This is a genomic window from Radiobacillus deserti (assembly GCF_007301515.1).
In the GTDB taxonomy this organism is placed as follows: Bacteria; Bacillota; Bacilli; order Bacillales; family Amphibacillaceae; genus Radiobacillus; species Radiobacillus deserti.
Genome location: NZ_CP041666.1, coordinates 3347025 through 3372516, shown reverse-complemented (window position 1 = coordinate 3372516; position 25492 = coordinate 3347025). Strand labels below are relative to the sequence as shown.

General features: G+C 40.0%; 28 protein-coding genes. 25 read left to right on the top strand and 3 right to left on the bottom strand.

Translation table 11 applies throughout. From position 1 onward, the window contains the following. Nucleotides 1-58 precede the first annotated feature (58 nt). Together FN924_RS17680 and FN924_RS17675 are read left to right on the top strand one after the other, a co-directional pair. A complete protein-coding gene (locus FN924_RS17680) occupies nucleotides 59-802 on the top strand; it encodes a ZIP family metal transporter (RefSeq protein WP_143896778.1) in 744 nt (247 codons plus the stop codon). 118 nt (nucleotides 803-920) lie between these two features. Next, on the top strand, nucleotides 921-1679 hold the full coding sequence (locus tag FN924_RS17675; RefSeq protein WP_143896776.1) for a TSUP family transporter: 759 nt from the start codon (nucleotides 921-923) through the stop codon (nucleotides 1677-1679). A gap of 245 nt (nucleotides 1680-1924) precedes the next feature. Here FN924_RS17675 and FN924_RS17670 read toward each other — a convergent pair whose 3' ends face one another. Genes FN924_RS17670 through FN924_RS17660 form a run of 3 tightly spaced genes read right to left on the bottom strand, consistent with a single transcriptional unit; the run spans nucleotide 1925 to nucleotide 4028 of the window. Beyond that, a complete protein-coding gene (locus FN924_RS17670; protein ID WP_143896774.1) occupies nucleotides 1925-2287 on the bottom strand; it encodes a VOC family protein in 363 nt (120 codons plus the stop codon). Further along, nucleotides 2284-3306 (bottom strand): S-adenosylmethionine:tRNA ribosyltransferase-isomerase, encoded by a 1023-nt coding sequence (locus FN924_RS17665; RefSeq protein ID WP_143896772.1) that lies wholly within the window; start codon nucleotides 3304-3306, stop codon nucleotides 2284-2286. The genes FN924_RS17670 and FN924_RS17665 overlap by 4 nt, the downstream gene beginning before the upstream one ends. Beyond that, nucleotides 3303-4028, bottom strand: a complete 726-nt coding sequence (locus tag FN924_RS17660) for an SDR family NAD(P)-dependent oxidoreductase (protein ID WP_143896770.1) — start codon at nucleotides 4026-4028, stop codon at nucleotides 3303-3305. Before FN924_RS17660 ends, FN924_RS17665 begins: the two co-directional genes overlap by 4 nt. Nucleotides 4029-4272: 244 nt before the next feature. On the opposite strand from FN924_RS17660, the gene FN924_RS17655 reads away from it, so the two are divergent. From FN924_RS17655 to argJ, 23 genes are all read left to right on the top strand, one after another. Then, entirely contained in the window at nucleotides 4273-5001 is a 729-nt protein-coding gene (locus FN924_RS17655; RefSeq protein WP_143896768.1) for a gamma-glutamyl-gamma-aminobutyrate hydrolase family protein, read from the top strand. Next, complete coding sequence (locus FN924_RS17650) at nucleotides 4988-5935, top strand: dipeptidase (RefSeq protein ID WP_143896766.1); 948 nt, start codon at nucleotides 4988-4990, stop codon at nucleotides 5933-5935. Before FN924_RS17655 ends, FN924_RS17650 begins: the two co-directional genes overlap by 14 nt. 157 nt (nucleotides 5936-6092) lie before the next feature. Beyond that, nucleotides 6093-6668: a class I SAM-dependent methyltransferase gene (locus tag FN924_RS17645; RefSeq protein ID WP_143896764.1), complete on the top strand. Its 576-nt coding sequence runs from the start codon at nucleotides 6093-6095 to the stop codon at nucleotides 6666-6668. A 140-nt stretch (nucleotides 6669-6808) separates the two neighbouring features. After that, nucleotides 6809-7675: a metallophosphoesterase gene (locus FN924_RS17640; protein ID WP_143896762.1), complete on the top strand. Its 867-nt coding sequence runs from the start codon at nucleotides 6809-6811 to the stop codon at nucleotides 7673-7675. 125 nt (nucleotides 7676-7800) lie between these two features. Further along, the gene (locus FN924_RS17635; protein WP_143897282.1) at nucleotides 7801-8565 is read left to right on the top strand and encodes a threonine/serine exporter family protein; all 765 of its coding nucleotides are present in this window, start codon (nucleotides 7801-7803) and stop codon (nucleotides 8563-8565) included. A gap of 14 nt (nucleotides 8566-8579) precedes the next feature. Then, the gene (locus tag FN924_RS17630) at nucleotides 8580-9029 is read left to right on the top strand and encodes a threonine/serine exporter family protein (RefSeq protein WP_143896760.1); all 450 of its coding nucleotides are present in this window, start codon (nucleotides 8580-8582) and stop codon (nucleotides 9027-9029) included. A 15-nt stretch (nucleotides 9030-9044) separates the two neighbouring features. Then, complete coding sequence (locus FN924_RS17625) at nucleotides 9045-9938, top strand: AEC family transporter (RefSeq protein WP_143896758.1); 894 nt, start codon at nucleotides 9045-9047, stop codon at nucleotides 9936-9938. A 258-nt stretch (nucleotides 9939-10196) separates the two neighbouring features. Further along, complete coding sequence (locus FN924_RS17620) at nucleotides 10197-11087, top strand: NAD(P)/FAD-dependent oxidoreductase (protein WP_323368629.1); 891 nt, start codon at nucleotides 10197-10199, stop codon at nucleotides 11085-11087. A 112-nt stretch (nucleotides 11088-11199) separates the two neighbouring features. Then, on the top strand, nucleotides 11200-11508 hold the full coding sequence (locus FN924_RS17615) for a PTS sugar transporter subunit IIB (protein ID WP_143896756.1): 309 nt from the start codon (nucleotides 11200-11202) through the stop codon (nucleotides 11506-11508). A gap of 21 nt (nucleotides 11509-11529) precedes the next feature. Then, nucleotides 11530-12852 carry a PTS cellobiose transporter subunit IIC gene (gene celB / locus FN924_RS17610; protein WP_143896754.1) on the top strand — a complete coding sequence of 441 codons (1323 nt, stop codon included), beginning with the start codon at nucleotides 11530-11532 and terminating at the stop codon, nucleotides 12850-12852. Nucleotides 12853-12959: 107 nt separating this feature from the next. Then, the gene (locus tag FN924_RS17605) at nucleotides 12960-13265 is read left to right on the top strand and encodes a PTS sugar transporter subunit IIA (protein WP_143896752.1); all 306 of its coding nucleotides are present in this window, start codon (nucleotides 12960-12962) and stop codon (nucleotides 13263-13265) included. A 17-nt stretch (nucleotides 13266-13282) separates the two neighbouring features. Continuing rightward, nucleotides 13283-14671: a glycoside hydrolase family 1 protein gene (locus FN924_RS17600; RefSeq protein WP_143896750.1), complete on the top strand. Its 1389-nt coding sequence runs from the start codon at nucleotides 13283-13285 to the stop codon at nucleotides 14669-14671. 84 nt (nucleotides 14672-14755) lie between these two features. Beyond that, nucleotides 14756-16078 (top strand): 6-phospho-beta-glucosidase, encoded by a 1323-nt coding sequence (locus tag FN924_RS17595; RefSeq protein ID WP_143896748.1) that lies wholly within the window; start codon nucleotides 14756-14758, stop codon nucleotides 16076-16078. Between the two features lie 64 nt (nucleotides 16079-16142). Next, on the top strand, nucleotides 16143-16658 hold the full coding sequence (locus FN924_RS19805) for a BglG family transcription antiterminator (RefSeq protein WP_143896746.1): 516 nt from the start codon (nucleotides 16143-16145) through the stop codon (nucleotides 16656-16658). Nucleotides 16659-16689: 31 nt separating this feature from the next. Continuing rightward, on the top strand, nucleotides 16690-16941 hold the full coding sequence (locus FN924_RS19800; RefSeq protein ID WP_143896744.1) for a PRD domain-containing protein: 252 nt from the start codon (nucleotides 16690-16692) through the stop codon (nucleotides 16939-16941). 88 nt (nucleotides 16942-17029) lie between these two features. Further along, nucleotides 17030-18079 carry a BglG family transcription antiterminator gene (locus FN924_RS19795; protein WP_158634058.1) on the top strand — a complete coding sequence of 350 codons (1050 nt, stop codon included), beginning with the start codon at nucleotides 17030-17032 and terminating at the stop codon, nucleotides 18077-18079. Between the two features lie 251 nt (nucleotides 18080-18330). Further along, on the top strand, nucleotides 18331-19161 hold the full coding sequence (locus FN924_RS17570; protein WP_143896740.1) for a basic amino acid ABC transporter substrate-binding protein: 831 nt from the start codon (nucleotides 18331-18333) through the stop codon (nucleotides 19159-19161). A gap of 119 nt (nucleotides 19162-19280) precedes the next feature. After that, complete coding sequence (locus FN924_RS17565) at nucleotides 19281-19934, top strand: amino acid ABC transporter permease (RefSeq protein ID WP_143896738.1); 654 nt, start codon at nucleotides 19281-19283, stop codon at nucleotides 19932-19934. Continuing rightward, nucleotides 19931-20653 carry an amino acid ABC transporter ATP-binding protein gene (locus FN924_RS17560; protein ID WP_143896736.1) on the top strand — a complete coding sequence of 241 codons (723 nt, stop codon included), beginning with the start codon at nucleotides 19931-19933 and terminating at the stop codon, nucleotides 20651-20653. Before FN924_RS17565 ends, FN924_RS17560 begins: the two co-directional genes overlap by 4 nt. A 145-nt stretch (nucleotides 20654-20798) precedes the next feature. Further along, on the top strand, nucleotides 20799-21740 hold the full coding sequence (locus FN924_RS17555; protein WP_143896734.1) for an aminoimidazole riboside kinase: 942 nt from the start codon (nucleotides 20799-20801) through the stop codon (nucleotides 21738-21740). A 413-nt stretch (nucleotides 21741-22153) separates the two neighbouring features. Continuing rightward, a complete protein-coding gene (locus tag FN924_RS17550) occupies nucleotides 22154-23032 on the top strand; it encodes a fumarylacetoacetate hydrolase family protein (protein ID WP_143897280.1) in 879 nt (292 codons plus the stop codon). 174 nt (nucleotides 23033-23206) lie between these two features. After that, nucleotides 23207-24244: an N-acetyl-gamma-glutamyl-phosphate reductase gene (gene argC, locus FN924_RS17545; RefSeq protein ID WP_143896732.1), complete on the top strand. Its 1038-nt coding sequence runs from the start codon at nucleotides 23207-23209 to the stop codon at nucleotides 24242-24244. A 14-nt stretch (nucleotides 24245-24258) separates the two neighbouring features. Beyond that, complete coding sequence (gene argJ, locus FN924_RS17540; RefSeq protein ID WP_143896730.1) at nucleotides 24259-25488, top strand: bifunctional ornithine acetyltransferase/N-acetylglutamate synthase; 1230 nt, start codon at nucleotides 24259-24261, stop codon at nucleotides 25486-25488. Nucleotides 25489-25492: the final 4 nt, after the last annotated feature.

Below are 25492 nucleotides of genomic sequence, written 5' to 3'. Positions count from 1 at the left end.
TAGTAACTAGAATGAAAAAATGATAAAAGGGTTTTCTACTTAGATAGGAGGTACATGTATGTTCCAAGCCATTATGTGGGGAATTATTGCAGCCTCTGCTACGTTATTAGGTGCCATTATTGTGTTATCCATTCATATCCCGAAAAAAGTGATTGGGTTTATTATGGCGCTTGGAACAGGTGCGTTAATTGGAGCGACTTCATATGAGTTATTAGAAGATGCGTTGGAGATTAGCAGCTTTAGGGAAATAGCCATCGGCTTTTTAGGAGGAGCACTCCTTTTCACCATATTAGACATCATCGTATCTCGAAAAGGTGGACATCAACGAAAAGGTTCTGATCGAAACCCAGCACGTAAGGATGGAAAATCAAGTGGATCTGGAATGGGGATATTTATAGGAACTGTCATGGATACATTACCTGAGTCAGCGATGATAGGACTAAGTTTGGTTGGCGGAAAATCAGTGAGCTTAGCTTTGGTTATATCTATTTTTATAAGTAATTTACCCGAAGGGATTTCTAGTACTGTCGGCTTGCAAAAAAGTGGGTTTTCAAAGAAGAAAATCATTCTGTTATGGATATCGGTTGTCCTGTTTTCAGCTTTAAGTGCTTTTTTGGGAGCCTATTTACTGGAACAAGCGTCCAACAGTATTAAAGCAATTATGAGTTCATTCGCAGGTGGAGCGATTATATCGATGATTGCTTCTACCATGATGCCAGAGGCGTATGAAGAAGGTGGACCGAGTGTCGGCTTTATTACCGCTATTGGTGTGTTTATCTCCTTATGGCTCCATCATTTATAGGTGTTCCTATAAACATATTGCTATGCCCCTAAGACTACGATAAAATATTCAGAGTTTCGTTCACAAGTTCTGAGCGTTTAAGTCTGAGTACTTTAAAAGGCCTTTGGGGGAAAATAAAATGGAGATAGGTATAGAAATTCTTTTGTTATTATTTATAGTTGCTGCGGTGGCTGGCTGGGTCGATACCATTGCAGGAGGCGGTGGATTACTTACGATACCCGCGATGCTATTAGCTGGATTGCCACCAGCGACAGCTTTAGCGACGAATAAATTGCAAGGTAGCAGTGGAACACTCGTGTCGACTCTTTATTTTCTTAAAAAAGGTGCTGTAAATGTTAAAGCGATTTTGCTAGCAGTCCTCATGACCTTTATAGGTGCTGTATTCGGAGGCTGGTTACTGTTACAAATTAATGCGGAATATTTACTACTCATTCTTCCATTTTTGCTTATTTCCATTGGACTTTACTTTTTGTTTTCACCAAAGGTAGATGATATTGATCGTAAAGCAAAAATAAAATTTTCCGTTTTTTCTCTAACCTTTGCACCGATACTTGGCTTTTATGATGGTTTTTTTGGGCCTGGTACTGGTAGTTTGATGGCGGTAGCATTCATTACACTCTGTGGGTTTGGCGCTCCTAAGGCAACTGCTCATGCTAAGGTTCTTAATTTCACAAGTAATGTAGCGGCACTGCTTTCCTTTTTACTGTTTGGACAAATTGCTTGGGTTGTTGGATTAGTCATGATGAGCGGACAGGTTGTAGGTTCGGTAATCGGAGCAAGAATGGTTCTGGCGAAAGGAGCCTCAATCATAAAACCAGTTGTGGTGAGCGTTTGTTTTGCGATGGCCATCCAAGTGATTTGGAAAAATGTCTTTTGAAAAGGGGCTGGGACATAACGAAAAGGTTAAGCCAAAAAGGAGAACAACAGCCTATACTAGCTCCGGAACTATACGTAGACTCTAGCGGGAGGAAAGGCATCGGTGAGATACCACAGTTCGTCAGCACGAGGAGGTTCACCAGCCGCCCACGGAAAGCGTCGTATATTTCCGGAGCGGGGTATAGGCACAATTTATAATTGTTCATTTTTTCATTGCTTTATATACTTTTGTCTCAACCTCTTTTTCTAGTCATCGGATGTAGATATGAATTCAATCACTTCTCCATTCATGCCTTTATAGAAAACAGTGTACCACCCGTTTTTTTGTTGACTAGGACCCTCTATAGGGAAAAGCATCTTTTCTTTCAAACGACTTACCCATTGGTTGATATCATCCACTTCCAGAGCAAAATGGAGGGACCCGTACGTGTTCTGTTTATGAAAAGGGCTCCATACTAGTTCTAGTCTTACACTTCCATTGGAGAGAAAGGCTAAGGTCTCACCTTCTACATCCATTATTTGTTCCTTTTTAAAATGAAAGAAGTGTTCATAGAAGTCTATGGACTTAGCTAAGTCCAGCACCTCAATTCCAATATGGTGTATCTTCATAGGCAACCTGCTAAGATAAGGTTTATATCCCCAAATTCATGCCAAAGATATTGTTTAGAGAGTGCCTCTTCATAAGTGGACTTCAGTATATCAGGATGTAGAAATGCAGACAGCATATCAAGGTGACTTGCTTCTGGCTCGTGGAAACCGGTTAAAAGTCCGTCAATGACCTTAAGGTTATAGGCTTGGTGGATATAAAGATTAGTGGATCCATTTAATGCTTTTATTGTTCTATTCTTTCCCGCACTCTCAAGAGCACGTACAACCGTTGTACCAACCGCTATAATGCGCCCGCCTCGTTTTTTTGTTTCATGGACTAACCGTGCAGTGCGTTCGGGTACATGGAAAAGCTCAGGTTGTTGTACAGGATTAGGCCATAGATTATTTTCGAAGTAACTTAGCCCTGTATGAAGTTGAAGGAATGCGATGTTGATTCCGGCGTCTTTTAATTGTTGGAGCATTGCCCAAGTGAACGGTCGTCCTGCTGAAGCTAGTTCCACAGATCCGGGTACTGTTCCATACACGGTTTGATAAGCGTCTAATGGTATATCCTTTTTTATATATTCATAATGGATGGGCTTCCCAATTTGATAAAAGACATCCACGAGAGAGCTTCCTGATTGAGAAAAGCTTAACGTGTATAATGGAGTATTTTCACATCCCTCTGATACAACGGCGAGGAGGTTTTTCGAAAATATAATAGTATCTCCCAGCTCTATTTCTTCCGTCAAAACAAGTGCACGCCATTGGGAGTCATTGACTCGGTGTGACAAACGTACTTCCGCCCGATTTTCACCAATATTACCAATCATGAGAGCAGGAATCGTTCGACTATTGTTAAAAACGAGTAAGTCTCCTTTTTTTAGAAAATTTATTAGTAAGGGGAATTGTGTGTGCTCACATTGTCCACTTGGTGAATCGGTTACCATGAGACTCACTTGATCCCTAGATCCTTTTGTAAATTCAACAGGCTCTGTTGCATGTAAGTGGTCAGGAATTTTAAACATTGCCTCGTTCATAGGTCTCCAAACCCTTTCGCTTCAAAATGCTGTGCTTCTAGTCTTTTACCATGAACGTTTGTAGCATTGGCTAAGTATAAGAATACGTCCACTCGGTTTTCCGGGCTTCCAAGCTCATAGTCGCAATCAGGTACTGCAACATCGTGCATCGGAGTATCCATTTCTCCGGGATCCACCATGTTGACTCGAATTTTTGTCTTCTGCAATTCATCTGCCCATGTCTCGGTTAACCCCTCTAAAGCAAATTTCGAAATGCCATAAGCTCCCCACTCTGCAAAGCCTGTAGCTCCAGCTTCAGAGGTTACATTAATGATGGAACCGGAATCTCGAATAAGCATGCCTGGAAGAACCCGTTTCGTAACGAGGAAAACACTTAATGTATTTAGCTTTAAAACATTCTGGAAAGCTTCGGTTGGATAGTCAACGAGTAAGCTTGGGCCTGGTCCGAAAACGGAAGCGTTGTTAATCAGGACATCCACCTTGCCAAAGCGGTCTTCAGCGAGAGATATAAACCGATCGACATCCTCCCTTCTGGATACATCTGCTTTTACCGCTAATACTTCTGCCCCTTGGTTAATTAGCTGGTGCTCCACCTTATATAGTCTTTCTTCATTCCTAGCACAAATTGCCAGCTTTGCCCCTTGTTTGGCGAAAGCGGTGGCTAGCGCTTTTCCAAGTCCAGAGCTAGCACCTGTGATAATAATTACTTGATTTTCTATCATGTCCATCTCACCCTTCATTTCTTTTCTTACTTATAAGATTAGAGAAAAGCAAGAACGATGGCATCGTATATTGGTGGGAAGTTATCTCCTACTTTTGGCGGAGGAAGGCTATGTATAGAGAAAAGAACAAGTTATGGTAGTATGATGGAAACTAGGCTTTCCTATCTGATATATACTGATGAAGTCAACATTTTCAAAATGAAAAATACAATGAGAGTAAGTACATATATTAGGAGGGGTTGAAATGAAACCAGTGATTGGAATTACTACATCTATAGATGTAGAATATACACACTTATCCGTCAGTAAGTCCAATATAGATGCTATTACGCTATCAGGAGGACTGCCAATTGCACTTATTAATATGACGAATGAGCAAGATATTAAAGCGATAGGGGATCAACTCGATGGTCTATATGTAACGGGTGGCTATGACATTAACCCGTTACTGTTTGGAGAAGAGCCTCATCCGAAGTTAGGTACCATTACACCTGATCGCGATACGTTTGAACTCGCATTACTACGATATATGTTGGAACGTAACAAGCCGATATTGGCTGTATGTAGAGGGTGTCAGGTTCTAAACATTGCGGCAGGAGGGGATATGTATCAAGATATCTATGAGCAAATGAATCAAGAGCTTATTCAGCATCAACAACAGGCTCCAAAAGCCCACGCCTCTCATTACGCATGGGTTAAAGACAAGTCTTTACTTCACCGTATAACGGGAAAAAGGAAACTGCTGGTTAATAGCAGGCATCATCAGGCGAACCGTACCATTGCACCAGGTTTCTCTAGTGTCGCCGAAGCATCGGATGGTGTTAATGAAGCCATCGAAAGTGTGACACATCCGTTTGTGTTAGGACTGCAGTGGCATCCAGAAAATCTATTAGAAGCAAACGACAAAGATGCCCGCCGGATTTATGAAGCGTTTATAGATAGTGCAAAGGAGGCAAAACATGAAACTAATTGATACACATTGTGATGCATTACTGAAATTACAACTTACCAAAAGACTTCACATGGTGAACCAGACAGATTTGTTGAGCTACCAGCATGACCCAAAGCTAGATACAAACCTAGAACGTTTAAAACAAGGGAAAGTAGCTGCGCAATTCTATGCCATCTTCGTGGAACCAGACTTACCTGATAATGAAAAGTGGCAACACGCTTTAGAGCAGATAGATTTCTTTTACAATGATGTGCTGCCAAGTCCAGGTATGGTACACATCCGAGAGTGGAATCAGCTTCATGATTTAAAAGAAGGGGAAATCGGTGCTGTACTTACTCTAGAAGGCGCGGATGCCTTTGGAAACGATTTAACGAAACTTAGAACGCTATACAGATTAGGTGTGAAATCGGTTGGTCTTACTTGGAATAATGCCAACCTTTGTGCGGATGGAGTCGGGGAGCCTCGTGGTGGCGGACTCACGTTATTAGGGAAAGATGTAGTAAAACTCAACAATGAACATCGTGTCTTTACCGATGTATCGCACTTATCCATTAAGGGGTTCTGGGACGTGATGGATTTGGCGGATTATCCACTTGCTAGTCATTCCAATGCACGTGCTTTATGCGATCATGTTAGAAACTTGTACGATGAGCAAATAACAGCTATGTTCCAGAACAATGGATTAATACATGTCGTCTTTAATCCTCCATTTATAAAAGAGGATGGGACGACCACGATATCAGATCTGATTAAGCATATTGATCATATGTGTGCACTAGGTGGTGTTAAACAGATTGGGTTCGGCTCCGATTTTGACGGAATTGGCCAATTTGTAGAAGGATTAAACCATGCAGGTGAGTACCAAAATCTAATAAATGAACTAATGAAGCATTATAAGGAAGAGGAAGTAAGAGGGTTTGCTTATGAAAACTTTTTAAACCATTTACCTCAATAGTAGCAGGATTTAAGGCCCAAAGTGATGATCAATCGCTTTGGGCTTTAATTATGTTCAAAATTGTATGAGGAATGGAAATGAGGGAAGCTTAATGGTTGATTCTTCCCTGACATCAGGAGGGGTGAATAAGTTTTTCTATAGGAAGTAGGTATAAAAAGTGGAACTATCCCCCATCTTATATCATCGGATTATCCGTCCCAAGTGGCTAAGTCGATTTTATATCCACAATAGGATTGAAAAGTTTCTGAAGCTAGACGACAAACATGTACTAGATTTTGGAGCGGGTACAGGAGTGAATTGTACCCTTTGTTGTCCAGAAAAATATCAAGGAATCGATCCAGACGTGAAGCGGATTGAATATGCTAAAAAGCTCTACCCTGATTATGTTTTCAATGTGTTTGATAACGATAAACTTACCAAGCAAGAGAATTCGGTAGATGTCGTTTTAATCATTGCAGTACTACACCATATTCCTCCGGAGAAAATTAGAGAGTATGCAATACAGTTCAAAGCTGTGCTTAAGCCGGGCGGGATGGTTGTGGCAATTGAACCGTGTTTATTTGATAAGAAGCATATAAGTAATTGGTATATGCAAACAGCGGATAATGGCTCATACATTCAAAATGAACGAGGATATCATGATTACTTTGAACAAGCTGGTTTTACGTGTAAGACGATACAACGTTTTAAGAAATGCTTTCTTTATAATGAGCTATTTTTTGTTGCTTATTAAGAAGGAGGGGCAACCGAGCTCCTTCTTCTATTTCATTAAGATTTTTTAACATAATGAAATAATTACATACTCTCACACCATTTACCATAACAATTTACTAGCTAATTTAGTACAATTTCTATTCGGAGGGAGTGAGGTAAATGTTCGTTTTCATTTTGTTATTAATAGGTATTGTACTTGTAGCAGTATTGAAAAAGGCACACAATAATACAAAAGACATTGTTCTGAATAGAGTTCAAATAACCGAAGACTTAGCGAATCAAAAAGCTCCAAACCTAACTATTCTTCATCTTTCTGACCTTCATCTTGAAAAAATTTCTATAACTCCAGAAGAACTTTATCATAGATTAAAAGACAAGCATATTGAATTAATTGCCTTAACAGGTGATTTTCTAGACCGTGAAAAAACCCTTCTTAAACTTGGCCCTTATCTGGATGTGTTAAATCAATTAAAACCAGAGTATGGAATATATGCTGTATTAGGGAATCATGACTATCTCTTAAGTGAAAAAAACTTACAGATACTAAAAGATACGTTGAGAGCATTTAATTGTAATGTCCTACAAAATGAACATGCAGTGATTCACGTTCATGGGACCCCAATAAACATCATAGGAATTGATGATTTTCATACAAGAAGAAGTGATATTTCTAAGTCTTACGAGGGGATAGAATACGGAATGAATCTAGTATTAACACATGACCCGAATATCGTCTTGCACATGCAGCAGCATCATTTTGATTACTTGCTGGCAGGACATTTTCATGGCGGACAGGTTTGTTATCCGAAAGCCTATCATCTTGCAAGAATGGGGAAGCTGCCAGGGATGAATATGGTGAAGGGGCTTCATAGACAAGATGGGAAACCATTTTATATTAATGAAGGACTTGGTCAAACATCGATTAATTTAAGGATGGGAAGTAGGCCAGAAATTACGTTGCATCAACTGTCCATTATTGCTCCGAATCAGAAGGCAATTTCATCGATTCAAAAGACCGTCGGATAAGGCGGTCTTTTTCTTTAGTAATTTTCACGGACTGTAAAGGAATGAATCAAATTGTAAGGTTAAAGTACAACTATGGGAAATTAGTGCAAAACCATGTTATAGTAATAATTCAAAAGTGTGCGGTAATGGAGGTGCTGGAGTTGGATAAACAAAAGGAAAAAGACATCGTGGACATTTGTTTGCTAGCTGGAAGAATTATGCTTAAAAGCGGAGCGGAAACACATCGAGTGGAAGATACGATGATCCGCATTGGAAAGGCGATGGGCATAACAGATTCCCAAAGCTATGTGACACCAACTGGTATTCTTTTTTCCATAGAACCCACCTCTAATTCATACTTCAGTAGAATCTCTGAACGATCTACTGATTTACATAAAGTCGACGAAGTGAACAGTATTTCTCGACAGCTTACAGGTGGGAAGCTTACAGTAGAAGCAGCGAGGGAGCAATTGAAGAAAATCGAACGAACTTCTCACGTCTATTCCTTGTGGATACAAGTGGTTGTGGCGGCATTTGTCAGTGGTTGCTTCACCATTATGTTTGATGGGAGCTGGTTTGATTTCCTCCCAGCTCTCCTTGCTGGAGGAACTGGCTTTTTTGCTGCGAATTATTTTCATCGTTTTATTGAAATCCGATTTTTTGCGGAATTTCTTGCTTCGATGATCATCGGTGTATTGGCTTACTTCTTTGTCTCCATTCAATGGGGAGTGGAAATTGATAAGATTATTATCGGTTCTGTAATGCCGTTGGTACCAGGTCTATTAATTACGAACGCGGTTCGAGATCTAATGGTTGGACATTTAGTTGCGGGGTTATCGAAAGGTGCAGAAGCTTTCCTTACCGCTTTTGCAATTGGTGCAGGAATTGCCGTCGTATTATCATTTTTGTAAAGGAGGATTCCTTAATGCTTGGTCAATTGATAACGAGTTTTATTGCGGCTGCGGGTTTTGGTGTCCTCTTTAATGCTCCTAAGCGATCCTTGCTTCATTGTGGCTGGATTGGAATGTTGGGATGGATTTTATATTATTGGTTAAGTGCGTACCAGCATGTCGATGAAGTACCGTCAACATTAGCAGCAGCTTTTTTAGTTGGTGTACTTAGTCAGCATTGTGCTCGAGTGTTTAAAACACCCATTATCATTTTTGATGTATCTGGTATCATTCCGTTAGTTCCGGGTGGATTAGCATACGATGCCATGCGAAATTTTGTGGAAAATGAGTATAACATCGCTTTGCAGCTTGCAGCGAAAGCTTTTTTGATTTCGGGAGCGATTGCGATTGGGCTTGTGTTTTCCGAAGTAATTAATCAATTGATTAGACGAAGAATGAGAAAGGCTTCTCTATTCCTGAAGTAAAAAGGTGGCACATATATGGACTTTATTACAGTATTGATTCCTATTTTTGGTATTTTTGCAATCGGTTATATCGGTCGAAAGCTTTGGAAGATAGAAATTAAACCAATTTCGACCATGGCGATTTATTTAATGTCGCCATTTCTTGCTTTTCGAACGTTTTATCAAAATGACTTAAATATGGACTTTTTATATTTAGGATTGTTTCTACTACTTTTGTGCCTAACATTAATTATGGCCGGAGTTTTGATCGGGTATGTGGCTAAATGGGATGTCCGAAATACATGTGGTTTTATTTTGGCTTCAACGTTCATGAATAACGGAAACTACGGTGTACCACTTGTGTTGCTCGTATTCGGAGAAGAGGGCTTACATTATGCCGTTATTCTAATGATCATTCAACAGCTTATTATGTGCACAATCGGTATTTATATTGCAGCTAAAGGTGGAAAAGGCAGTGTTTCTCCGCTAAAAGAAGTGGTGAAAGTACCTATTATATATGGGGCTCTCCTCGGGATTGTGTTCCAATTCTTACATGTGAACATTGGGAATCAAGTGATGACAGCAGTTGATATGGTAGCAAGTGCCACAATTCCTACGATTATGATTGTGTTAGGGATGCAGCTAGCCACGATATCTTTGAAAAAGTTAGAACCTGTGAAGCTCTCTCTTGCTTTAATACTTAAACTGGTGATTGCACCGGTTATCGCCTATTGCTTTACACTCTTTTTACCGGTAAACGAACTAATAAAAGATATACTTATTTTAATGGTAGCTATGCCAACAGCTGCAAACACAACGATGTATGCGTTGCAGTTCCATACTAAACCAGACTTTGTTTCCAGCAGCACGTTAACGAGTACGTTATTAAGTCTCATTAGTTTACCAGTCATTCTTCTTATTGTTTTGTGAGAGTGAAAAAAGCAGAGGATTTATCCATTCATTTTAAGGACTAGCTTTAGTTTATAAACTAGGTTCTTCCGCAAAGTAAGCGAGTACAAATAAGGGAATATTTCGTTGACGGAAGCTTTAGTTGAAAAAGAACAGAAATTGTTAAATCGAAACGCCAGAGTGAAATCTGTGCGTTTTTCTTTTTGTGCATTTCCCAACTGGATAGAACGGTCGAATAGGAGAACAATAACAAAGGGAAAAGAAAGGGGACTGTTTCTGATGTTTGATTGTGTTATTGTCGGAGGAGGCATTGCCGGCCTCCAGGCTGCTATTCAATTAAGTAGATACCAGCACAATGTGGTGGTCATTGACGCAAAGGATGGTCGTTCTAATTTATGTCGGTGTTATCACAATGTGCTCGGATTTCCGAATGGTGTGAGTGGACAAGAGCTTAGAGACACTGGAGAAAAACAAGCACAAGAATTAGATGTTCAATTTTTAAATGATAGAGTGAAAAAGATAACAAAAATCGAGCACGGGTTTGAATTTTTGTTAAGCAACCATTCTTCAATTATTGGGAAAAGGGTGCTCCTCGCAACGGGTGTAAAGGACCGAATTCCGTTGCTGCCAGAATTAAAGGCTTGCTTAGGAATGAGTGTCTACGTATGTCCAGACTGTGATGGCTATGAAATTAAAGATAAAAAGGCGTTGATTTTGGGTTCGGGAGATGTTGGAGCACATATGGCCATAACTCTACATTATTTCTCAAAAGATCTTACGTACATTAATCATGAAAGAAAACCATTAAGTGCTGAGGTGAAACAAGAATTAGAGAGCAAGGGAATTACATATGTGGAATCGCAAATCAAGCAAGTCATTACCGATGGATCGCAATTTAAGCAAGTAATTGTTGAAGATGGTACAGCTATCACGGCTAACCATGCGTTTGTTGCATTTGGAGGGAACAAAGTAAACTCAGAGCTTGCAGAACAGCTCGGAGTAGAGCTTTATAAGAATAAGCATGTCCTCGTTAATCAACGAACGAAAATGACGAATGTAGAGCACGTTTGGGCGGCGGGAGATGTTGTGGCACATTCCGAGCAAGTGACCATTGCGATGGGGGATGGAATGCAAGCGGCCATTTGGATTCACAAAACGTTATTACCGTAATTGCAATCATTTCCGTTACTCAACGGAAAAAGTATGTGTGTTGTTGAAAACGCTTTTACACTACAATAAAAGTAGCTTCAAGAAAGAACTATTATTGAAGGAGGAAATCAACATGAAACGTATTTTACTAGCTTGTTCAGCAGGAATGTCTACTAGCCTTTTAGTTTCCAAAATGAAAGAGGCTGCTGAAGCAAGAGGAATAGAAACAGAAATCTGGGCAGTGGCTCAAGATAAAGCACCAAGTGAAATGGAAAAAGCTGATGTTCTTCTGATTGGACCTCAAATGAGATTTATGAAGAAGAAATTTGCTGTAACAGCAGAAGAGGTTGGAATTCCTCTTGATGTCATCGATCCTGTTTCATACGGACGTGTTGATGGAGAAGCTGTATTGAATAAAGCGCTAGAACTTATTGGCGAATAAGAAAAAAGGGGGAAACGTTCCATGAATAAATTTATGGAAATGCTAGAAAATGTTCTGTTACCTATTGCGGATAAGTTGAACAACAACCGTTATTTAACAGCATTGCGGAACGGATTTATGGTAGCCTTACCATTAATCATTTTTGGGTCTATCTTCGTTGTTATTGCGAACTTGCCGTTCTTAGATAAACTAATTGGTGAAGATGCCTACGCTACTTATCAATCGACATTAGGTCCAGCATCTGCAGCTACCTTAAGTATTATGGGGCTCTTTGTAATTATCGGAATAGGGTATAAGCTTGTAGAGTATTACAAAGGGGAATCGATTTATGGTGGGGTTGTTGCCATCGCATCATTCCTAATCCTAACACCACAAACGATTGACTATGTCACTTCCGGTGGTGCAACAGAAGCGGTTGGAGGAGTTATTCCAACATCTGTTCTCGGTGCTCAAGGTATGTTCTTAGGTATTTTTACAGCATTTATTTCAGCGGAGTTATATCGATATTTTACCGAAAAGAACTTAACCATCAAGATGCCAGCAGGTGTGCCGGATGCTGTAGCTAGATCGTTTAGCGCATTGATTCCTATTACGTTAACACTTTCCATTTTCTTAGTAGTTCGTATTCTATTTAGCTATACTTCTTTTGAAACGGTTCAAAACTTTATTTACACATTAATTCAAGCTCCATTAACAGAGCTTGGTAGTGGATTACCAGCAACTATTATTGCTGTATTATTAATTCAATTGTTCTGGTTCTTCGGTTTACACGGACAAATCATTGTCAACTCTGTATTTGATCCAATCTGGTATGCACTAAATGATGAAAACTTAGCAGCATTCCAAGCTGGTACAGAGCTTCCAAACGTTGTTACAAAGCAGTTCATCGATACATTTATCGTAGGTATCGGTGGATCCGGTATGACGTTAGCAGTCATTATCGGAATCTTCCTAATCGGAAAAAGTCGTCAATTGAAGGAACTTGGTAAACTAGGTGCACCAGCGGGTATTTTTAACGTAAACGAACCAATTATTTTTGGTCTCCCAATTATTATGAACCCACTAGTGTTGATTCCTTGGTTAGTAGCACCAGTTGTTGTAGCAATTGTAACGTACTTCGCGATGTCAACAGGCATGGTGCCACGTCCAGCAGGTGTTATCGTTCCGTGGACTACACCAGCTTTACTAAGTGGATTCATCGCTACAGGTGGTAAAATTGCAGGTGCCGTGATGCAGCTTGTGAACATCGGTATTGTGTTCCTGATCTGGTGGCCATTCCTTAAAATCATGGATAAGCAATACTATGAAAATGAAAACAGAGATAGCGAGTCTAAAGCTAGCTAATTGAAAATCTATAAAACTTTTACGTTTATCTCCCGCCTTAGGTGGGAGATAAACCATTTTTAAAACACAACTATAACCATTTAAATAGAAGCGCAGGGGTGAAAAGTATGGATGCAATTACAGAAATAGCGTTTCAAATCATTCTTTATGCTGGAAATGGAAAATCTTCTGCAATGGAAGCCATTCAGGAAGCAAAAGAAGGGAACTTTGAACGAGCGGACGAATTAATACAAGAAGCAAGTGAAGAATTAGGAAAATCTCATGAATTTCAAACGAAACTTCTCCAAAAAGAAGCGAGTGGAGAAGCGAACCAAATCAATGTTATATTAATTCACTCTCAAGACCATCTCATGACCGCTATGACGGTAAGAGACTTGGCCGTTGAAATTATCGAAATTTATCGCAACAAATAATCAGGAGGTTTTACTATATGTCTATCACTCACAAGTTTCCAGAAGGATTTTGGTGGGGGAGCGCTACATCTGCAACTCAGATTGAAGGAGCAGCACATGAAGACGGAAAAGGGTTAAACATTTGGGACTATTGGTATGAGAAAGAGCCAAACCGCTTCTTTGATGAAGTAGGTCCACAAACAACATCTGATTTCTATCATACGTACAAAGAAGATATTGCAAGAATGAAAGAGATTGGACACAATTCCTTCCGGTTTTCGATTTCTTGGTCGCGACTTATCCCAGGAGGAGAAGGCGAGGTTAATGAAAAAGCTGTTACATTCTATAACAACGTGATCGATGAGTTATTGGCGCAAGGTATTGAGCCATTTGTGAACCTATTTCACTTCGACATGCCATTAGAACTACAAGAGATTGGTGGCTGGGAAAATCGTAAAGTGATCGATTTATATGTAGATTTTGCGAATAAAGCATTTGGGTTGTTTGGGGATCGTGTATCAAAATGGTTTACATTTAACGAGCCAATTGTGCCAGTTGAAGGTGGATATTTATATGACTTCCATTATCCGAATATAGTGGATGCGAAAAAGGCTTTTCAGGTAGCTTACAATACAATGATTGCAAACGCTAAGGCCATTAAAGCGTTCCGGAACCACTCCATTAAAGATGGAAAAATTGGGATTATCCTTAATTTAACTCCTTCTTATCCGAGAAGCCAAAATCCAGCAGATTTAAAAGCGGCGAATATTGCAGATTTATTCTTTAATCGTAGCTTCTTAGACCCAGCTGTACTTGGAGAGTATCCTAAAGAATTAATTGACGTATTGAAAGAGCATGGACACCTTCCAACTGTGGAAGCAGAGGACAAACAATTACTCAAAGAAAATACGGTGGATATTTTAGGTGTCAATTACTATCAACCGCGCCGTGTGAAGGCGAAAGAAAGCTTACCAAATCCGTATGGGCCGTTTATGCCTGATTGGTTCTTTGACAACTATGAGATGCCAGGAAGAAAAATGAATCCGTATCGTGGATGGGAAATCTACGAAAAAGGTATTTATGACATTATGATTAACCTGAAAGAAAACTACGGTAACATTGAGTCATTCATCTCTGAAAACGGAATGGGTGTACAGAATGAAGAGCGCTTCTTGAAGGATGGTAGAATTGAAGATGACTACCGTATTGATTTCATTAAGGGACACTTAACGTGGTTGCATAAAGCGATTCATGAGGGCTGTAACGCGAAAGGGTATCATCTATGGACTTTTATGGACAACTGGTCTTGGATGAATGCTTATAAGAACCGTTACGGATTCTTCTCTGTTAATTTAGAAACAAAAGAACGCACAGCAAAAAAGAGTGCGTATTGGATAAAAGAAGTAGCGAAAAATAACGGGTTTTAAAAGATTAGGACGTGGGATACTACGTCCTTGCTTTGCTAGAAAAAGAAAGGGTTTTCTTAACGATGGATGAGGTGGTGGATAAAAATGAGTGGGATTAAAGTTGTAACGATTGGTGGAGGATCGAGCTACACACCTGAACTAGTAGAAGGCTTTATTAAAAGGTATGAGGAGCTACCAATTAGTGAGCTTTGGCTAGTCGACATTCCGCAAGGGAAAGAAAAACTTGAAATTGTAGGAAATCTGGCTAAGCGAATGGTTCAAAAAGCCAGTGTCCCTATGGAAATTCACCTAACTTTGGATCGAAAAGAAGCGTTATCTGGAGCTGACTTTGTAACTACTCAGCTTCGAGTCGGTTTGTTAGATGCTCGGGCAAAGGATGAACGAATCCCTCTGAAATATGGAGTGATTGGACAAGAGACGAATGGACCTGGTGGTTTATTTAAAGGATTAAGAACCATCCCAGTTATTTTAGATATTTGTAAGGATATCGAGGAGCTATGTCCAGATGCATGGCTAATAAACTTCTCGAACCCTGCAGGGATGGTCACCGAAGCGGTACTTCGCTATAGCAACATCAAGAAAACTATTGGCTTGTGTAATGTGCCAGTAGGGATGAGAATGGGTGTTGCGGAAATGTTAGATGTCGCTCCAGAACGTGTTCATATAGACTTCGCGGGATTAAACCATATGGTGTACGGTTTAAATGTCTATTTGGATGGAAAACTAGTGACGGACCAAGTGCTTGATATTCTTTCCAGTGGGGCCTCCATGACGATGAAAAATATAGTCGATCTTGGTTGGGAACCGGACTTCATCAAAGCACTTCGCGTGCTTCCTTGTCCGTATCATCGCTATTACTACCAAACAGGCAAAATGCTAGCACAGCAGGCAGAGGAATTAAACGAAAAGGGAACGCGTGCTGAAGTCGTTCAAGGATTAGAAGCAGAATTGTTCGAGCTGTATAAAGACCCGACGTTGGATATAAAACCCCCACAGCTGGAACAAAGAGGCGGAGCATATTATAGTGATGCTGCTTGTAACTTGATTAATTCGATTTATAATGATAAGAATGATATTCAGCCAGTAAATACACGTAATAATGGTGCAATCGCCAGTATTCCTCACGATTCAGCGGTTGAGGTGAATTGTGTGATTACGAGAGAGGGACCCAAACCGATTGCGGTTGGAGACTTGCCGGTTGCGGTTCGTGGACTTGTGCAACAGATTAAGTCATTTGAGCGTGTGGCAGCAGAAGCAGCCGTAACAGGTGATTACCATAAAGCGTTATTAGCCATGACGATAAACCCACTCGTTCCATCAGATACAGTGGCAAAAGAAATGTTAGATGAAATGCTAGAGGCTCATAAGGAGTATTTACCTCTATTTTTTCACGAGGAACGAGTTTAAATAGTTTTCCCCAAGTTATCCATAACTTGGGGCCTTCTGATATGTTAGGGAAAGGAGGCGAACCATGAATTCACGTTTAACGACGATTTTGCAGGAGCTTATGGCGTCGGATACCATTGTAACTAGTGACCATCTTGCTAGAAAAGTAGAGGTCACATCCCGGACGATTCGCGATGACTTAAAACAGTTAGACCATCTGCTTTCTTCCTATGGAGCAAGTATTAGATCCATTAGAGGAAAGGGGTATGAGTTAGAAGTAGAAAATGAACACCAATTCCGAAAGTTTCTCCAAGAAACCTTTCAGGAAAAACATGATACGGAGTCTTTTCAGCCCAACTTACCAGAAGAGCGAGTTAAATATCTGATTAAACGGCTGCTCTTGGCCGAAGATTATTTAAAGCTAGATGATTTGTCGGACGAAATTCATATCAGTAAGTCCACGATTCAAAATGATTTAAAAAGTGTAAAAGAAATTCTGAGTGAGTATGGCATTACATTAGAGAAACGTCCTAACTACGGTTTAAAAATTAAAGGTAGCGAAGTAAAGCTTCGTTTTTGTATGTCTGAAATATATTTTTGACCGAAACGGGGAAACATCACCTAATTCCATTATGTCATCCGATCTTTCTTCATTAGCTGGAGAAAAAGAACTGTCTGAAATATGGAATATCATCATTGAACAGATTGAAGAAAATGACATAACCTTATCTGATATTGCGATTAATAATTTGTTCGTTCACATAGCTATTGCATATAAACGGATTACATCTGGATACCATGTTCAGTTATATAAGACAGACCTAAAAGAAATTAATTACTCAAAAGGAATATATTGTAGCGAAAAAGATTGTACGACAAGCTGAACAAGTATTACAGGTTAAGTTCCCGCCAGTAGAGATTGCATACATTGCTATTCATTTATTAGGGACGAAGATGATCACGACGTCCAATATGAGTGAAAAAGAAATAGAGAATGTATTAGAGGATGAAGTCTATCAATTAACAATCACAGTACTGGATGCGATTGAGGAACGATTACACCTAGGTATTCGCCATGATACAGAGCTTATTATGGGCCTTGGGTTACATTTAAAGCCAGCGATTAATCGGTATCGATACGGAATGAATATACGAAATCCGATGCTTGAAGATATTAAAGTGAAATACCAAGTAGCCTTTGAAGCAGGAATTATTGCTGGAATGGCTTTAGAGAAACATGTCGGAGCAAAAATAGATGAAAATGAAATTGGTTACCTTGCTCTCCATATTGGGGCTGCAATGGAAAGAAGAAAGCTAGAGAGTGGACCAAAACGATGCCTAATTGTTTGTGCATCTGGTATGGGTAGTGCGCAATTATTAAATTATAAGATACAAGCGAAATTCGGTTCCCAAATTAAGGTCTTAGGAACAACAGAATTTTATAAGTTAAACAACGTAGATTTTAGCGAAGTAGATTTTGTTATTAGCTCGATTCCGATTCGCGAAACTTTACCGGTTCCAGTCATTGAGGTGAACACGATCTTAGGAGAAGGAGATCTTCAAAGGATTGAAGGGTTTATCCAAGACACAGAAACGAATGTGACGCAATATATTAAAGAAGGACTTGTCTTTCTGCAAAAACCTCTGCAAACGAAGCAAGAGGTGATAGAGTATTTAGTAAATCAAGTTATGGAGAAAGGATTGGCGGGGGAAGGGTTTTTAGAGGCTGTTCTCCAGAGAGAAGAGATGGCACCGACAGCTTTCGGAAATAGTGTTGCGATACCGCATCCAATAAGTCCATTAACGTCACAAACCTTCTTAGCGTTTTGTACATTAGACAAACCGATTACTTGGGGAGATAAGAAGGTTCAGTTTGTTTGTTTATTAAGTGTCGAAAAAGAAAGTAACGAGAACTTTCAAAATATGTACGACATGCTAGGGAACATTGTGGATAACGAAGAGATTGTTCAGCGTTTATTAAAAGCGAAAACCTATACAGAGTTTCTCCGAACATTACTATAAATCAGGTGAGATAGCATGTTATCTTACCTGGTTTTTTTGTTTGGAAGATTTTTTAACCATCTGATTTACGTGATGGTTAAAAAAGTATATATATTGTATGCAGTTTCTTGCTCACGTATCATTTGTGAATTTATTATTCACAAGTTAGTATAAAAATTCAACATACATAAATTTATATATTGCAAAAATACTAATTTGATAGTATTATTTGATTTATTCTATAAATCAATAATCATCAGGAGTGAATATTTATGAAAAACAAGACGAAATTATTTATAGGTTTTATTCTTTTTGCTTGTGTACTTACACTTGCTGCTTGTGGAACAACAGACTCTAAAACTTCCGGGGCAGCAGGAGAAACAGAAGAAAAACCAGTACTGAAAGTGGGAACAGATGCAGCATTTGCTCCTTTTGAATATATGGAAAAAGGAGAAATTGTAGGATTTGATGTCGATTTACTAGCCGCTGTCATGGAAGAGGCGGGTTATGAATACGAGTTGGAAAATGTAGGGTGGGATCCTTTATTTGCTTCCCTTCAAGCGAAAGATCTAGATATAGGGGTTTCTGGTATTACAATTAACGACGAGCGTAAGCAAACGTTTGACTTCTCTGTACCATATTTTGAATCGACACATATGATTGTGTTCAATGAAGGTGGCAATATCCAGAGCGCTGAAGATCTCAAAGAAATTACCATTGGAGTTCAAAACGGGACAACTGGTCAAACTGCCGCTGAGAAAATCGTAGGGAAAAATGCAGATAACATGCTGAAATATGAAACGACTGCGGTAGCATTTATGGCATTGGCTAATGGAGATGTAGAAGCAGTAGTGACGGATAACGTAGTAGCTAATGAATACGTGAAAAACAACCCAGATGCTAATGTGGAATCTATTACGGATAAAGAGAATTTTGATGCAGAATACTATGGCTTCATGTTCCCGAAAGACAGTAAACTAAAAGCAGAGCTAGATAAAGCTCTAACAACCATTATTGAAAATGGAACCTATCAGGATATTTATCAAAAATGGTTTGGAGCAGAGGCAGATACAGAAGCGTTATTAGAAGCCGCAGCTGAATAAGTAATGTGGGTTATGAAAGTAGCGTAACGTTAGCGTTCGCTACTTTTTCTCTTTCATAGTTTACAAGGTCATAGATTAGTTAAAACGGAATAGATAAATAACACATAAGGAGACGTCATATGGATTTTCGGTGGGATATTATTGTAGAGTATCTTCCATTCCTGATGGAAGGAATGTTTGTTACGATTTGGACATCTATATTGGGTACGTTGATTGGATGTTTCATTGGCTTGTTTATAGGGATTGGAAAAATGGCTAAGTTGTGGATTGTACGCTTACCTTTTGTTTGTTATATAAACTTCTTTCGTGGAACACCATTGCTTGTACAGTTATTTTTATTTCACTTTGCTGTATTGCCGGCATTCGGTGACTTTGAGGCAACTACTTCATTAGTGACAACGTTAGCGTTAAATGCAGCAGCGTATATTGCAGAGATTTTTCGGGCGGGAATTCAGTCCATTGATCGTGGTCAGTCGGAAGCAGCGCATTCACTTGGGATGAACAAAGTACAAGTCATGCGTTATGTGGTTTTACCGCAAGCGTTTAAACGTATGATTCCACCGTTAGGGAATGAATTTATTGTGTTGCTAAAAGATTCTTCCCTTGGTGCTATCATTGCCGTTCCTGAGCTTCTTTACTGGGGACGTGCTGCTACGGGAGAGTATTATCGTGTATGGGAACCCTATTTAAGTGTGGCACTCATTTATTTAGTATTAACACTGTTACTTACGTATTTACTAAACTTCATGGAAAAGAGGTTTGCAACAGAATGATTTCTGTACAGCATTTGAAAAAATCATTTGGTTCTTTAGAAGTATTAAAAGATATTAGTGTAGAAATAAAGTCACAAGAAGTGATAGTTGTTATCGGTCCATCAGGGTCGGGTAAGTCTACCTTTTTACGGTGCTTAAACTTGATCGAATCTATAACCGAAGGCCATGTGAGTATCGATGGTGTCGATATTACAGGTGTAAAGGTAGATATAAATGCAATCCGTACGGAAGTAGGCATGGTGTTCCAACAATTTAATTTATTTCCACACAAAACGGTTTTGGAAAATATTACGTTAGCCATGATTACAGTACGCAAGTGGACAAAAAAAGAAGCGGAGAACAAGGCGTTAGAGCTTTTACGTAAGGTTGGATTAGAGGAGAAGGCATATGCATATCCCGATTCCTTATCCGGAGGACAGAAGCAACGGGTAGCGATTGCGCGTGCGTTAGGAATGGAGCCGAAGGTTATGTTGTTTGATGAACCGACATCCGCACTAGACCCTGAGATGGTTGGGGAAGTATTAGAGGTCATGAAGCAGCTAGCAAAAGAAGGGATGACGATGGTTGTAGTCACACACGAGATGGGATTTGCGAGAGAAGTAGGAGATCGCGTTCTCTTTATGGATGAAGGATTTATCGTAGAAGAAAATGTCCCGTCAGAACTATTCAGTAATCCCCAAAACGAAAGAACCAAAACCTTCCTCAGCAAAGTATTGTGAGTGCCTGTCACTTCCCGGTTTTTGTCGAAACCGGGAAGTGACAGGCACGACCCGAATTGTGTCGAAGGAAGCTCTGCTAATTGTAGGGCTTTTTATAATGCAGCTTTGTTATACTTAAGTAAGTAGGACGATGGAGGTTGGTACAATGAAAAAGGGTGTTGTGAGTTTAGGAGAAGCGTTGATCGACTTTATTCCGAAAGATGCTAAGAATCTTGAGTATATAAAAAGTCCAGGCGGCGCTCCGGCAAATGTAGCGGTAGGATTGGCAAAACTAGGTGTGCCAACGACTTTTATAGGAAAAGTAGGGGATGATGTCCTCGGTCACTTCTTGAAAGAAACGCTGGCTGCATATGGGGTCCATACCGACCAAATGGTGTTCTCTATGGAAAACAAGACGGGTCTCGTTTTTGTTACACTTGATAAATCTGGTGATCGGAGCTTTGATTTTTTCGTGGACCCAAGAGCGGACGAGCTATTAGAGGTTCATGAATTAGACGAAAGACAACTCGTACAAAACAAAATCCTGCATATTGGTTCCATCTCCCTTATTGCAGATCCGATTAAAACAGCAACAGAACGGGCCATTCAACTGGCCAAACAAGAAGGGGTTCTCGTTTCCTTTGATCCGAACCTCCGATTGGCTTTATGGGATTCTCCAGAACAAGCTAAGAAAACAATCATTAATATGCTTCCCTACGCAGATATCGTGAAAGTATCAGAGGAAGAGCTCGAGTTTCTGACGAGTGAAAATGAGCTGGATAAAGGAATTCAAGCCCTCAAATCATATGATATTCCAATACTATTCGTTACACGCGGCTCTCAAGGAAGTGTTGTTGCGGTTCAAGACAGTATCTCCAGAGTGGAAGCTATGAAAGTGAACGCGGTGGACACCACGGGTGCAGGGGATGCTTTTGTGTCTGGTATTCTTTATTGCATGCATGAGTATGAAGAATCTCTCCATTCTATATCCATAGAAAAGGCGGTGGAGATGACGCGGTTTGCTAGTGTGTCTGGTGGACTTGCTGCTTCTGTAAAAGGAGCAATGACCGCATTGCCAGATTTAGAGACTGTAAAATCATATTTATGAAAGAGGCTGGGACATAACGAAAAGAGGATATGCCAAAAAGCCGAACAACAGCCTATACTAGCTCCGGAAATATACGTAGACTCCAGCGGGAGGAAAGGCACCGGTGAGACCCCACCGTACGTCAGCACGAGGAGGCTCACTAGCCGCCCACGGAAAGCGTCGTATATTTCCGGCGCGAGGTATAGCCACTATTTATAATTGTTCGTTTTTTCATTGCTTCCTATACTTTTGTCTCAGCCTATTCTTGTCTCTAAAATACAATCATTTCCCTCATGTAATATTCATTGACTTATAGGTGCTATTCCGATAGATTTAGAAGCAACGGTCTATGTAAATGTATTGTAAATTACTTAGGGGTGAGGATACTGAAGCTCGTAACATATAAGACGAAAAAAGGACTCGGTTCCTATCGAATGGGAGTACTTTTTCAAGATAATATCTATGATTTGAATGAAGTGTATAGGCAATATTTAGAAAGTAACCATTCATCGGATGTCAATTCCGCAGAATACCTGTTACCATCTAATCCAACGAAGTTTTTTGCGTTAGGTCATAATGCATTAGAAAATAGCCAAACGGCGTATTCTTATTTGCAAAAAGCAACGGTGCATGATGCAACCTTCGAACGGGAGGATGTTATTTTTGGTCCACCAGTTTTGAATCCATCTAAAATTATTTGTGTAGGCAAAAATTATAAAGAGCATGTTGCGGAAATGAAAAGTGAAATCCCGGAGTATCCAGTGCTTTTTGCTAAATTCTCCAATGCTTTAATTGGTCCAGAGGACTTTATTCAAAAATCGGAGAAAACGAACCAATTAGACTATGAAGTAGAGCTAGCTGTTGTCATTGGAAAGGAAGCTTCAGAAGTAACCAAAGAAGAAGCGCTCGATTATGTAGCGGGTTATACCATTGGAAATGATGTGTCTGCAAGAGACCTTCAAAAGCGTACACCACAATGGTTACAAGGTAAAACATTAGATAAGAGTACACCGATTGGTCCGTGGATTGTAACAAAGGATGAAATCCCAGACCCCTCCCAGCTTGAGATAAAATCATATGTAAACGGAGAAGAAAGACAGTCTTCTAATACGAAGCATTTAATTTTTGATATTCCGTTTTTAATTGAGTTTATTTCAGGACTAATCACCCTCCAGCCTGGAGACATAATCTTAACGGGAACACCAGATGGAGTTGGATTTGCTATGGATCCGCCAAGGTTTCTACAAGATGGGGATACTGTAACTTTAAAGATTGAAGAAATTGGGATTCTAGAAAACCAAGTCAAAGCATAAAGGAAAGCGATTGGAGCACATCCAATCGCTTTTTATTTTTGCTACAAGACGCATCGCTTCCTTGCCAGTCTTTTGATATATTATTTCACAAAAATTTTTTATGTAATGTTGTATAAAAATACATTATAAAGTATAATTATAAATCACAAAACGATTATGTAGGAGGCTGTTTTCGTGAAAGTAGCGATTGTTGGAGGAACGGGGTATGGAGCAGTCGAATTAATGAGGTTTATAAATAACCATCCATATGCAACCTTAGAACTTGTGATTGCTCATTCCCAGACGGGTAAGAAGGTTTCTGACGTGTATCCCCATATGCAGGATGTATGGGAGATACAAATGGATGAATTAAATGTAGGTGAGCTCCAGAAAAATGTTGACCTTGTTTTCTTTGCCACCCCGCCAGGTGTAAGTAAAGAGATTGCTCCAAGCCTAATGGATCAAGGGGTGACCTGTATAGATTTATCAGGGGATTTTCGATTGGAACGCCCTGATGTCTACGAAACGTGGTATGAAACGACTGCAGCAGACCCCTCCTATTTGCGTAAAGCAACATACGGTTTAAGTGAGATATATAAAGAGGAAATTCAAAACGCGAGCTACATCGCTAACCCTGGCTGTTATCCAACTGCTAGTTTGCTAGGTATTCTTCCACTAATTCAACAGAAATGGGTTGATCCTGCTACGATTATCATTGACGCAAAATCAGGAGTGTCCGGAGCTGGGAGAAGTACTTCCTTAATGACTCACTTTGCTGAGATGAATGATAACTTAAAAGCTTATAAACTTGGGAAGCATAAACATATTCCAGAGATTGAACAGATACTACAAAAGGAAAGCGGTCAGCTACTAAATGTCACCTTTTCAACTCATTTAATTCCTATGACAAGGGGAATTATGGCAACCATTTATAGTGATTTGACCGTCCAAAAGTCCACGGAGGACATTATTAACATGTATGAAGCTTTTTATGAACATGCACCCTTCGTAAGAATTAGGGCAAACGGTAATTATCCAGCAACGAAAGAAGTGTATGGGAGCAACTATTGTGATATTGGCATACTATCTGATGAGCGCACAAGAAAGGTTACGGTCATTTCAGTGATTGACAACCTCGTAAAAGGCGCTGCTGGTCAAGCGATTCAAAATATGAATCTATTAAACAATTGGGATGAAAAAACAGGACTGGACGTATTGCCAGTCTATCCATAAGGGGGATTCAAGGGATGGCGCAATCAACGGTAAAACAAAAAATTCAATGGATAGAAAATGGGGGTATAACGTCGCCGAAAGGTTTCCAAGCTGGTGGACTACATTGTGGCTTACGTAAACAAAAATTGGATCTAGGATGGGTTTACTCGGATGTTCCAGGGAATGCGGCAGGGGTTTACACAACTAATTTGTTCCAGGCTGCTCCATTGAAAGTCACGCAGGATAGTTTAAACCAGGAACAGAAGCTTCAGGGCATTGTAATTAATTCCGCAATTGCAAATGCGTGTACAGGAGAGCAAGGCTTATTAGATGCATATGAAATGAGAAAAGTCTTTTCAGAAAAGATTGGTATCCCACAGCATTATGCGGCGGTAGCATCAACAGGCTTAATCGGAGAAATGCTTCCGATGGATAAAATAAAAGGCGGAATAGCAGAAATTGGAGAACCCGAACATGATGGGGCGGATAAATTTGAGACGGCAATCTTAACAACGGACACGAAGGAAAAGGCGGTAGCGGTTAAAGTTTGGATTGACGAGAAAGAGATAACGATCGGTGGTGCTGCAAAAGGGTCTGGTATGATTCATCCGAATATGGCAACCATGCTAAGCTTTGTTACAACAGATGCACAGGTTGAGGCTAATGCCTTGTCGACGGCATTGAAGCGAATCACGAATAAAAGCTTTAACATGATTACCGTAGACGGAGATACGAGTACGAATGATATGGTGCTCGTACTAGCGAATGGAAAAGCAGAGAATTCTATTCTTTCAGAGGAGCACCCAGAATGGGAAACCTTTTATGAGGGTTTAGCGACAGTTTGTGAGCTTTTAGCAAAAGAGATTGCTAGAGATGGAGAAGGAGCTACAAAGCTCATTACCGTTAAAGTTACCGGTGCCGTCTCAGATGAAGCAGCTTCTGCTATCAGTAAAGCTATCATCTCTTCAAACCTCGTAAAAACGGCCATACACGGTTCCGATGCAAATTGGGGAAGAATTATTACAGCCATTGGCTATAGTGGGCAGCCACTTGATCCAAATAAAGTAGGCGTCTCTTTAGGAACAATCCCAGTCGTTGAAAACGGGCTTCCTGTAACATTTAGTGAAGATGAGGCAAAAGAGTACTTATTGCAGGATGAGGTTGTTTTATGCGTTACCTTCCAGGATGGGGTTGGAGAAGCGACCGCATGGGGCTGTGACCTCTCTTATGATTACGTCAAAATTAATGCTTCCTACCGAACGTGAGGTG